Source organism: Nostoc sp. DedQUE09 (genome assembly GCF_034530915.1).
GTDB lineage: Bacteria > Cyanobacteriota > Cyanobacteriia > Cyanobacteriales > Nostocaceae > Nostoc.
In genome coordinates this window covers 40,911-51,966 of record NZ_JAVRCE010000026.1, presented here as the reverse complement: position 1 = coordinate 51,966, position 11,056 = coordinate 40,911, and the positions used below count along the sequence as shown (strand labels likewise).

General features: G+C 42.3%; 9 protein-coding genes. All 9 read right to left on the bottom strand.

Going from position 1 to position 11,056, the window contains the following annotated elements; all coding sequences use genetic code 11:
• Positions 1-101: 101 nt before the first annotated feature.
• The 9 genes from RMY27_RS17815 to scyB all read right to left on the bottom strand — a co-directional run bounded on the left by RMY27_RS17815 (position 102) and on the right by scyB (position 10,771).
• A complete protein-coding gene (locus RMY27_RS17815) occupies positions 102-1,298 on the bottom strand; it encodes a 3-dehydroquinate synthase (RefSeq protein ID WP_322665411.1) in 1,197 nt (398 codons plus the stop codon).
• On the bottom strand, positions 1,295-1,939 hold the full coding sequence (locus RMY27_RS17810) for a DsbA family oxidoreductase (protein ID WP_322665409.1): 645 nt from the start codon (positions 1,937-1,939) through the stop codon (positions 1,295-1,297). The genes RMY27_RS17815 and RMY27_RS17810 overlap by 4 nt, the downstream gene beginning before the upstream one ends.
• A 12-nt stretch (positions 1,940-1,951) precedes the next feature.
• Positions 1,952-3,031 carry a bifunctional chorismate mutase/prephenate dehydrogenase gene (tyrA, locus tag RMY27_RS17805; RefSeq protein WP_322665407.1) on the bottom strand — a complete coding sequence of 360 codons (1,080 nt, stop codon included), beginning with the start codon at positions 3,029-3,031 and terminating at the stop codon, positions 1,952-1,954.
• Positions 3,000-4,376, bottom strand: coding sequence for a glycosyltransferase family 4 protein (locus RMY27_RS17800; protein WP_322665405.1), 1,377 nt, complete (start codon positions 4,374-4,376; stop codon positions 3,000-3,002). Before RMY27_RS17800 ends, tyrA begins: the two co-directional genes overlap by 32 nt.
• A gap of 105 nt (positions 4,377-4,481) precedes the next feature.
• Complete coding sequence (gene scyF, locus RMY27_RS17795; protein WP_322665404.1) at positions 4,482-5,660, bottom strand: scytonemin biosynthesis PEP-CTERM protein ScyF; 1,179 nt, start codon at positions 5,658-5,660, stop codon at positions 4,482-4,484.
• Positions 5,661-5,836: 176 nt separating this feature from the next.
• Positions 5,837-7,240: a ScyD/ScyE family protein gene (locus RMY27_RS17790; protein ID WP_322665402.1), complete on the bottom strand. Its 1,404-nt coding sequence runs from the start codon at positions 7,238-7,240 to the stop codon at positions 5,837-5,839.
• A 128-nt stretch (positions 7,241-7,368) separates the two neighbouring features.
• Entirely contained in the window at positions 7,369-8,649 is a 1,281-nt protein-coding gene (locus RMY27_RS17785) for a ScyD/ScyE family protein (RefSeq protein WP_322665477.1), read from the bottom strand.
• Between the two features lie 63 nt (positions 8,650-8,712).
• Positions 8,713-9,684 carry a scytonemin biosynthesis cyclase/decarboxylase ScyC gene (gene scyC / locus RMY27_RS17780; protein ID WP_322665400.1) on the bottom strand — a complete coding sequence of 324 codons (972 nt, stop codon included), beginning with the start codon at positions 9,682-9,684 and terminating at the stop codon, positions 8,713-8,715.
• 25 nt (positions 9,685-9,709) lie between these two features.
• A complete protein-coding gene (gene scyB, locus RMY27_RS17775) occupies positions 9,710-10,771 on the bottom strand; it encodes a tryptophan dehydrogenase ScyB (RefSeq protein WP_322665398.1) in 1,062 nt (353 codons plus the stop codon).
• Positions 10,772-11,056: the final 285 nt, after the last annotated feature.

Below are 11,056 nucleotides of genomic sequence, written 5' to 3'. Positions count from 1 at the left end.
AATAATGTCATAAAATCTCTGCATTCCTACGCTAGGAGATGCTCCGCGTAGCTTGCTTCCCCGGAGGGGTACGGCAAGCCGCAGAGCATCTACTTCTGCGTTTAAAATTCCCCCCTCAATTCTCGCAACAGCGATATTGCTTGCTTATACAACAACAAATTCACCTCATGAACCTCGATTCTTTTTCCAATCCCTTTTAACAGCGTCAAAGTCAACTCTCCCCCTAAATGTTCGCGGAATTCAGTCAAACCCCGAAACAAACAATTAGGATCTTCCAATTGTGATAACTTATCAGCCAGTTCTGGCACATACAACGTGAAACCCAACGCTGATAAAGTATTTAATATCCGTTGCCACTCCGAACAATCCAGCAATCCTGCCAAATAAGAATAAGTGCTATCCAAAGCAATACCGATCGCAACTGCTTCGCCATGACGCAAACGATAATTTGTCAAATGCTCCAGTTTATGAGCCGCCCAATGTCCAAAATCCAGGGGACGAGACGAACCCATTTCAAAAGGATCGCCGCCATTGGCAATATGTTCTAAATGCAACTGAGCGCAACGATAGATAACCTGTTGCATAGCATCCATATCTCGCCGCTTCAAGGCTGTGGTGTGAGAGTGGATAAAATCAAAAAATCTAGCATCCTTAATCAGCGCCACTTTGACAGCTTCTGCGATTCCAGAACGCCAATCGCGATCGTCTAAAGTTGTCAAGAACGCAGAATCATTTATAACTGCATAAGGTGGCGCAAACGTGCCGAGAAAGTTCTTTTTACCAAAGGCATTGATGCCGTTTTTGACGCCAACCCCAGAATCGTTTTGCGCTAACACCGTTGTTGGAACCCGAATTAGACGAATTCCTCGGTGAGCAGTTGCGGCTGCATATCCGACTAAATCCAATACCGCCCCACCCCCGATCGCTAATATGTAAGAGTGGCGACATAATCCGGCAGCTTCAATCTGTTGCTGGATTTCCTCTACTAAAGTGCGATCGTTTTTAGCTGCTTCTCCCCCCGAAATTATCATCGGTTCGGCTGCGATCGCTAGTACTTCTGCATAAAACTTGGTATACGCGACTAATTGCTTTGCCAATTCAGGTTGATACTTTAATATTCCTCCGTCTACCACTGCAAATATTTTCTTCGGCTTTGTCTCCTCATCCGCACCAATCACTTGGGCTAAGGTAGGATTTTTCAACTCAAATAAATTTTGGGTGAAGTAAACTTCGTAGTCAAAAGTAACCGAAACACGTTGATGAATTAATCTACTTTTTTGCTTGATGTCAACTATCATATTTTTGCAGGTATATCTAAAAGTGCAGCACGATTCAAAGTTTCCAGGAATACCTCTACCGAGTGAGAACCATTTACCTTAACTTTGTTATTGATAACGAAGAACGGCACACTGTTGATGCCATTTAACCGAGCAAATGTTGATTCAGCAATAACTGCATCACTCACCACACGATCGTTTAATTGCAACTTTAATTCGCTAGCATTCATCTGATACGCTGTACCGATGGCAACAATAACGTCAAGATTTCCAATGTTCAAACCGTCTTCAAAGTAAGCTTGATAAATAGCTTCGACAACATCGTTTTTTACCTTTGCGGGTGCAAGTGCAATCAGTTGATGAGAAAGCTTAGTATTGACAGCCAAACGGATTTTGTCAAAATCTAGCTTAACCCCAGCCGCCTCACCTGCGTGTCGCGTATTATCAAATATCTGTTGTATTTCTTCCGCTTTCATACCTTTTCTATTTTGCATAAAGCTGCGGAATTCGTATCCTTCCGCAGGAATAGTATTGTCTAAAAGAAAAGGATGCCAGCGGATATGTACTTCTTGTTCTTGCCGTTGTGCCAGTGCATCAAACAGATGTTTTTTCCCAATTCTGCACCAAGGACAAACGGTATCGTGAAAGATGTCTATCAGCATATTTATATTTATTTAAATGCTAATATTTGTGTGCAGCTTTGGTTGAAAATCTCGTTGAATAGCAATTGTATTTAAAGGCTGTATAAAGCTGTTAATTTTCTCTTCAAAAAAGCTTTGCGCCTTTTCAAATTCTTGAATTAATGCATCTCTATCTTTCATCGCTACTAGTTTTGCTAAACGACTGTAAGTATCAGCTAAAAAACTAATCGCATCACATCTTTCTTCTGTAGCTAGCATGATATCCACACATAAGTGAGGGTTTTGGGAAAACAAACGTTTAACAATGTCAATTTCTTGACGGTAATTAGGGGTTGACATTGTTAAAGTCTGCTGTATATCAATTTTTGTTTGGGCTAAGAAAATACCAAGACTAAATCTACAGAAATGTTGCGTTGCTTGAACAATCACCATCATTTGATCGTGTTCTTCAGGCGTACAAAAAATTAACTCTCCACCTTGACTTTTAATCAAGTCTAAAAACCATTCAAATGAATCATCGTTTCGACCTGGACACACTACTACTTTTTGCCCGAAAAACGATTTGATATTTGGCCCAAACATTGGGTGTAAACCCATAACTGGGCCAGAATGGTGTTCCAGCATCGCCTGAGTTGGCTGAGTTTTGATGCTCGTGATGTCACACAAAGCTGTATTTGGAGCGAGGTATTTAGCTGCCCGCTTAATAACATCAACTGTATGTTCAATAGGAACACTGACTAAAACTAATTCTGTCTGACTTAATAGTTGTTCTGCGTATTCCCAATCTTCATATTCGAGGACGCTAACATTATTACCTACTAGCGAAAGTTGCTCCTTAAATAACTTTCCCATCCTACCGCGTCCACCGATGATGGTAATTTGTCGGGGAGTGACATGATTTGTTGCATATTTAGGAATTAAAGTAGCATGACAACTGTTTAGCACACCTGCCCAAACAGACTCAGGAATACCAGCTTGGGCGAGTAGAGGAGCGACATCAGCCAGTTGCTCATCTAGAGAAGGTTGTTCTGATGCTGCTAATAATGATATGCGATCGCTCAATAAGGCGATCAACCTTTGGTCAGTTTTTTTCAGCCGATCTGAATTTTTCATTTGTCATTAGTCTTTGAGATACGACGCGCATAAGGGGCAAGGTATGTACCAAAAGCTCTTGATCAACAAGTGATTCCTGAGAACTCAATTTGGGCAAGATATCCAAAGTCGTTGCTTCTTTGGCGATCGCATCATAAAATAACTCTTCATACCGATCTAGCGCTTGCTCAAAGGAGTAGTTTTCTACCGCAAATTTTCTTCCTTCACGCCCTAATTTTGCTGCTAGTTCCGGTTGATTATATAAATCTAATACCGCAGTGGCTAAAGCATCTGCTGACTCTGGCTTCACGATAATACCGCCGCCACTTTCTTGAATAGCCTTGGCAGCAGTACCAGTGGCAGGAACTGAACCGACAATTGGGCGACCACTGGCTAACAACAATGGTATTTTAGAAGGCATATTGAAGGAAATCACATTGCTCTTTTGCACAATCAACCCGACATCAGCAGCTGCTAACATTTGCGGTAGTTTTTCTCGCGGTTGCAATGGTAAAAGCAAAACGTTATCTGCACCACAAGCAAGACAATGTTTTTGCAACCTTTCGAGAGCTTGGGATTCGCCAGCTACGACAAAGACAATATCATTAATATGGCGCAAGCAAGCTGCTGCTTCTATTACTGTCTCCAAACCTTGCGTCAGAGCAATATTACCTGAATAAAGCACTACAAATTTACCATCGAGTTGATGGGTAGCTCTCCAATAGTTATTCTTTTTTGGTAAAGGGCGGATAAAATTTAGATTTACCCAATTTGGAATGCAGGCAATTTTATTAACAGGTACACCTTTATTTATTAAATTATCTACAAAGCCATTAGCAATCACACTAATGGTATGTGCTTTTCGGTAGGCAAATTTCTCTAAAGCTTCTAAAGCCAGAATCATCAACTTATTTTTAATTAGCCCAACACGCACAGCCGCTTCTGGCAGGATATCTTGTACATTCAGGACTACTGGACAGTTGTATAGCCAACTTATTAAAGTTGCAGGTAAGCAAACGAGTAACGGTGGCACTGTTAAAAGAATTAAATCAGGTCGCTCACCCTTGAGAGCTTGTGGCAAACTTGTAAAGACAAAGCTCAACTCTAGCAGTAGCCGATCTAGAAGGTTAGGTTTAGACTTAATCCGCAGGTAACTACGCTGAATTTTGACACCATTTTTCTCTTCAGTAACGTATAACTTACCCCGATAGCGATCGTAAATCTGACGCTGAGGATAGTTAGGCATACCTGTGATTACCCGCACTTGGTGCCCTCGCTTCACCAGCCCTTCTGCTAGTTCAGTCATCAAAGGTGCAATACCAATTGGTTCTGGATGATAGTTGTATGAATAAATCAGAATGTGCATTAACCGTTAATGTCCTGAAGATTTGTAGTAAGGACTTTAGTCCTTACTACGAACTTATTTACCTATTAATTTCAACTTGACTGACTACTAGCACTGTTTTTGCAGTTATTTCTCTAAACTGAAGACTGGCTTTTGTTGTCCACGTTTCCGCAATGCGATAGTAGTAGCCCCAAGTCCGAGCAATGCTAAACCCAATCCTGAGCTAGGTTCCGGTACTTGCCTTCTGCCCTCTACGTTTAACACTTGGACGCGACCTTGGAAGAAATCGCCCACATAAAGCTTGCCATCTTTGAGGGTTGTACCACCCGTCCAGTTAAATCTGCCTGGAGTGAGGTCAAGGGGATTGCCAAAAGGAGGGCCAGTTAATGCTGGAGGCGGTACAGGGTTGCCTGATGCATCTAGGGCTGGTTGACCGAAGGAAGTCAAGAAGTTACCGTTTTTATCAAACACCTGAACGCGGCTGTTGATAGAATCAGCTACATAAACATTCTCTTGCTCGTCTACTTCGATGCCAATTGGCTGAAGAAGCTGTCCAGGCCCGCTACCTGCTGAACCAAATGCCAACAGAGGATTACCATTTGGATCGAGTACTTGAACGCGGTTGTTATACTGGTCAGCTACAAAGATATTTCCACTAACGGGGGAAATTCTTACACCTGCTACACCTTGGAATTGCCCAGGTGCAGTGCCAAGAGCGCCACCAATGACACCAATTGGCTGTCCGTCTGGTGTGAATTTAAGGATTCTTTCGCCGTTAAAATCACCTACGTAAACGTTGCCAGTTTTGTCAAATGTCAAACCAGATGGGCCAAAGAAAATCCTATCATTTACACGAGGGGTAAAATCTCCGTTTGCAAAGGATCTAATAAAGTTACCCTGAGAATCGAATTGATTGATGCGGTTGTTGTAAACATCACCTGAATACAGATCCCCTGTTACGGGATTAAAGTCTACAGTTGTTGGCTCGTCAAACTGTCCAGGTCCTGTGCCACCGGAGCCAATTGCTCCAATATACTGACCGCTGGGACTAAATTTTTCAATTTTGTTACCGAGGTTGAAGTTAGGAGTGCCATCCGGGTTAACACCGCGTCCGTTAGCTATGAGGGTATTCCCTTGGCTATCTACCGCTATCCCTTGGGGAACAAACAGTTCTCCAGGGCCGAAACCAGGACTGCCGATACTTCTGTCGTAAGTTAATGTTACAGCCTTGGCTTGGGCTGCTGTTGCCAACACCATGAATCCAGCACCGAGAATGCCGATTGACAAATTTTTGACTAATCCCATGAGTTTGAAGTCCTGGTTGTATGAGTGTATACTCTTTCCTAGACTAATTTTGTTCCCACTCCCAGTTCGGGAACCCTAATATTCGGGCTGCTGCCTCTTGTTTGAAATGCAACTTTCTGTGTGAGGCAGCAGCCTATTCTATAACCATTACTTGACAGAGCCAAGGTTTTGAGGAATTAGACTATCTCTGCTTTGGGTAGCAATTCACCCAACTTGTCTTGGCGTTTGCGCTTGGCGAAAGCAGCAGTTGCGCCTACACTAGCAAGTGCTAGTAAGCCAACTACTGAACCAGATTCGGGGACTCTTTGTGTAACCAGACCATCCACCCGAACAACCTGCCCGTTTTCTGGGCCGACACCGCGATTGGTAATATAAATCTTGCCGTCAGGCCCAATATCAATTCCATCAGCCGAATCTAGCCCTTCACCTGCTGCAACGAGTGTTGTGCGAGTGCCATCAGGAGAAACTTGGATCAGAGATCCAGGTAGATTTGTGATGTCACCGTTTAACTGAGAGGTGTCACTGAACTGTAAGACCAGCAAATTGCCTTTCTCATCAAAAGTTAGGTCGGTGATGTGCGTAAACCCATCTAGAAAGACCTCTGGCTTATCATCCTTGCCGATGCGGAAAATCCGTGATTGATTTTCTGGATAAGGAAAACCCGTATATTCACCAACGTATAAAGCTCCATCGGGGCCAATTGCGCCACCTGTTGGTACTGATTGAACGGCTATTTTCCCTCCAGGAACCTGTTCTACTAGCCCTGGAAGCAACTCTACTAGGTCTGGAGGTAACTCTTGCCCTGGTGGCGCAGATGGCAACACTGAGGCGCTAAGGATTTTCTTAGGAATTGCGATCGCTTCAGAGCCACTGCCATCAAGTTTAATTTTGTAAGCAGCGTTTCCACCTCCATCAACGACATAAGCAGTATCGCCACCGATAGTCAGATCGTAGGGATTGGTAACTACATCTTGACCATCTGGATTGTTGGTAATTTCATACTTGCCAAAGTCAAAAATACTATTGAGAGAGCCGGTATTCAGGTCAACTTTGTATAGTTGTGCTAAGTTCGAGGCATTCAAAACTTTATCGGGCGCGGATGGCGGAAAAACTTTAAGTTGCGTTTCTGGGAGAGGGTATTTAGAACCAAGTTTAAGTGTTTCTTTATCGCGGTTTCCAGGATATCCAGCAAACCCAGTTAAAAGATAAGCATTTCCCAAAGAGTCAAATTGCAGGTCTTGAATACCAGCTCCTTGGTTGCCGGAGGGTTGTTCTGCGACAGACTGAAAGTTAGTAAGTAAACGCGTTTTGGTACCGTCTGGTGAGACTTTAACGAGTGAACCAGTATTGCCTGCACAAAGAGGCTGAAATATTGCACTTGGAGATGGCTGGCAATTCCCGTTTCCTCCTATACCTGGTTCTGCTATGTATAGACTTCCATCAGGGCCAAAGCTATTACCCCGTGCATTACTGATTCCATCGACAATTTTCGTTAGCGTTGCAGCTTGTACAGATGGCGTTCCACAAATAGCAGCAAAACAAAATGTCAGAGATGTAAGAGCAAATGATTTGAGTTTCATACCTTTCAAGGGAGATTAAGAGTTACTAATTTCGGGAAAGTTTTATGGTTTTAAAGAGAAGGAATTCTAGTCCCTGAAGAATGCAGGGTAAATGTCCTTGAGAGGCACTGATATTGGTTTGAAACTTTTTACTTGAGCGCCACAACTCTATCTATGAGAGGTTTAGAGTTTCTTTTCTTGTGCAACCAACCAACGCTGAAAGCGCCGATCGCTAATACACCTAAAGCAGAACTCGGTTCAGGGACAGACTTGATATTTTCAATTCTGAGAACTTGTCCAAGTCCAGGGCGATCGCCTCGATTGGTGACGTATACTGCACCATCAGAACCAATAGTCAAGGCGCTAGGCGACTCTAATCCATTCCCGCTCAGAAGAGTTGTGCGTGTCCCATCAGGAGCTATTTTGATGACAGAACCATCAAAATCACCCTTCCAAGCTGACTGATTGGCGTACTGCAAAGCATACAAATTGCCTTCAGTATCAAATTCCAAGTCTGTGAGTTGGGTAAAACCATCGGCATATACTGTTGGCTTACCATCAGCACCGATTTTATAGATTTTTGCTCCACCTTCAGGGAAGGGAAAACCTGTAAATTGGCTGACATAATAAGCGCCATCAGGGCCTTTGGTTACACTTGAGGGTACTGGTTGAGTTGCAAACTGCGATTGCACCACTTCACCTTGAGATGGAACCTGTGCTGGTTCATTAGATGGTGTACCGGAGGGTGGAAAGATGGGATTCGTCAAAATGTCTTCGGGGAAGGTGGTAATAGTTTGCAAATTACTAACGGCAGTATTGACGCTGAGTAAGTTGTTTGCACCTGCATCAGTTGCAACTAACTTATTGCCATCTATTAGGAAACCCAAGGGATTGCTACCAACATCACCACCATCGGGATTATTGGCGAGTTCATAGTTAGCTAAATCGGCAACACTTTTCCAGGTATTGGTATTAAAGTCGGCAGCGATAATTTTACCGAGGTCAGTGTTACCCAAATTGCGATCGCGAAAGGTTGGATTCGCCCCATACCCAATCAGAATATAAGGTTTACCTTGAGCATCAAATTTGATATCACGAGGGCCGGCGGCTCCAGTCCCATCTGGTAATGCTAAGGAAGAAAGTCCTGTAAGTATGCGTTCGGTTTTACCATTCTCAATTTTGGTAACTGCCCCACTTGTGCCATAGCATAAAGAATCACCTTGACCGCTTGCTGGTGGAACGCAACCTCCACTTCCCCCTATTCCCGCCTCTGTAACATAGAGATTACCATCAGGGCTAAAGCTCAAACCTCCAGCGTTATATAGACCGTCGGCGATTACTGAAAAGGATGCGGCTGAGGCAGCTTTGATCCCCGAAAAGGCGGCAACACAAAAAGTGAGTAAAGTAATGGTAAGTTTTTTCAGTTTCATGTTTTGTCCTTTGTCATTTGTCATTTGTCATTTGTTAGTTGACCAATGACCAATGACCAATGACTAATGACTATTAATTAGCGATTCTTGAATCTTTGGTAGATAGCTCATTCCTCGGTCAAATGATTTGAGGTTGCCAGCTTTGGCCTCGAGTAAACGTTTGATGTTCATGCTCTCAGCACCAAAGTCTTCAATCTGAAGTTTGCCGTGGGTGACAGTTCCATCTGTTTTCCAGAATGTGATTCGATGTAGGATGAAACCAGAGGCTTCTGGGTCAGCGAAAGCATAAGCGGTTGGAATCAGTAATGCTACAGAACGCTGATAATATTCGTAATCTGGATAAAAATGTTCTTGTTCAAGTAAGTAGTATTTACTCAAAGAATGAACTCGCACAGACACTTTTACTTTTTGGTCATATTCATCTTTGAATTCACCTGATTCAGCAGTGATCTCACCATTGGGTCGCAGTAAATGCGCCCACTCATCTACATTTTTTAGGTCTTTTAGGTATTCAATACCGATTTCAATTGGGGCATCGACATAAATGGTGTCTGTATCAATAAAGTGGCGTCCTTTGGCTGCTGAGGTCAAACCTACTTTGCGTTCCAAATTACCTTTGAGAGAACGACATTCAGAAGTGTGTACTGTATGAATTCCCTGCATAATCATCTGAGTTTGCCGTTTGGGATCGACAAAGCTCAACCAGTGAAAATACACACCTTTTTCATCTGTTCCAGGCTCGATATAATCTGTAGGAAACAGCAATACAGGGTAAACCTGAAAATATTTCTGATACTCTAATCCACAGTGCCACTCTATGCCATAGAAAAGTGGATTTTCTAATTTTTTAACATGATAATAGAGATTCTTGTGATAACCAGACGCAGTTCCCAGCCAGGTATCTTCGTCAATTTGCTCTTTCATCCGGCTATAAAGCGTCCATTCATCCAAGTTCTTTAAGCTGCAAAGGTATTCAAAAGCGCTCTCTGGTGAAGTAGCAATATATGCTGATGTAGCAAAGGTATTTTTTTCCATTTCTCACTCCTGAAGATAATAATAATTAGGCTGCGATCGCTTTAGTCTTGGTTCGCTTACTATTGTTGATTCGGTCTTCTGCTAATTGTCTAGCAGCGTCGTTAGTAGTAACTTCTTGCTGTTTCGCAATCTCAAAAATTGCTAATAGCGTGTCATAAATGTTATGCACTTGTTTGAAAGCTTTTTCTTCGTCATAACCAATCATTTCATTGTAAACATTGATTAGTCCTCCAGCATTAATTACATAATCAGGGCTGTAAAGAATCCCTTTTTTAGCAAGCATTTGACTATGTAATTGCTCATTCTCTAATTGATTATTAGCTGCACCAGCAATAATCGAAGCTTGCAGAAAAGGAATTGTATGACTATTAAGAATTCCGCCTAAAGCGCAAGGAGCAAAAATATCTACATCAAGTGAGTAAATTTCGGTTGGTTCTACAACAGTTGCGCCAAAAAGGCGTTTCACTTCTTCTGCTTTTACTGGATCTACATCACTAACAAAAAGCTGGGCATCGTGTTCATGTAAGTGACGGCAGAGATTTTTACCAACATTTCCTAAGCCTTGAACTGCAACTTTCATACCATCAAGTCTTTTACTCTGCCAACGAGATTCTACAGCAGCTTTAATTCCTAGAAAAACTCCTAGTGATGTTATGGGAGCAGGCCCACCAGATTTTTCTGATACGCCAACAACATATTTAGTTTCTTGACTGATTGTCCGTACATCATCAGGGGTAATATTGACATCTTGTCCGGTAATAAAACGCCCATTGAGACTGTTAACAAAACGTCCGTAAGCTCTCAACAAGTCATCTGTTTTATTTTCAGGATTAGCGATAATGACTGCTTTACCTCCACCAGCCGGAATGTTGGCACAAGCAGCTTTATATGTCATCCCACGACTCAGACGAAGTGCATCTTTTAAAGCAGCTTCTTCGTTGACATAAGGCAAGATTCTTGTAGCTCCCATTGCTGGGCCCAAAGTTGTGTCATGGATGGCAATAATTGCCTTAATTTCGGGATTTTTACCATGACAAAAAAGAACTTGTTCGTGACCCATTTCTCTAACAGTTTCAAATAGCAGCATTTTGACCTCTTGATATTGTTTAGGATTGGTTAGAGAAAGTAATGACCATTACAAAATGTAAATATATAGACACAAAACAACTCTCGAACATTAAGATTAGATGAAGTTAAGAAAAGACTTAGGGTTTAAAAATCAAAAATTCCAGTTGATTGGGTATAGTTATTTGGCTGGAATAAGGTTTTTGCAGCTTCTAAATTTATCCTTTGTCTTTTGTTGAATGGATTAATGCAAACTGGATTGTAAAGTCCAACTTGTTGAGATGTTTTAGTGTCTATAAAAATTGCA

Excerpts from the sequence above, each read along its gene's own strand:
- scyF (WP_322665404.1), bottom strand. The coding sequence starts at position 5,660 with ATGGGATTAGTCAAAAATTTGTCAATCGGCATTCTCGGTGCTGGATTC.
- RMY27_RS17790 (WP_322665402.1), bottom strand. The coding sequence starts at position 7,240 with ATGAAACTCAAATCATTTGCTCTTACATCTCTGACATTTTGTTTTGCT.
- scyC (WP_322665400.1), bottom strand. The coding sequence starts at position 9,684 with ATGGAAAAAAATACCTTTGCTACATCAGCATATATTGCTACTTCACCA.
- RMY27_RS17810 (WP_322665409.1), bottom strand. The coding sequence starts at position 1,939 with ATGCTGATAGACATCTTTCACGATACCGTTTGTCCTTGGTGCAGAATT.
- scyB (WP_322665398.1), bottom strand. The coding sequence starts at position 10,771 with ATGCTGCTATTTGAAACTGTTAGAGAAATGGGTCACGAACAAGTTCTT.
- tyrA (WP_322665407.1), bottom strand. The coding sequence starts at position 3,031 with ATGAAAAATTCAGATCGGCTGAAAAAAACTGACCAAAGGTTGATCGCC.
- RMY27_RS17785 (WP_322665477.1), bottom strand. The coding sequence starts at position 8,649 with ATGAAACTGAAAAAACTTACCATTACTTTACTCACTTTTTGTGTTGCC.
- RMY27_RS17815 (WP_322665411.1), bottom strand. The coding sequence starts at position 1,298 with ATGATAGTTGACATCAAGCAAAAAAGTAGATTAATTCATCAACGTGTT.
- RMY27_RS17800 (WP_322665405.1), bottom strand. The coding sequence starts at position 4,376 with ATGCACATTCTGATTTATTCATACAACTATCATCCAGAACCAATTGGT.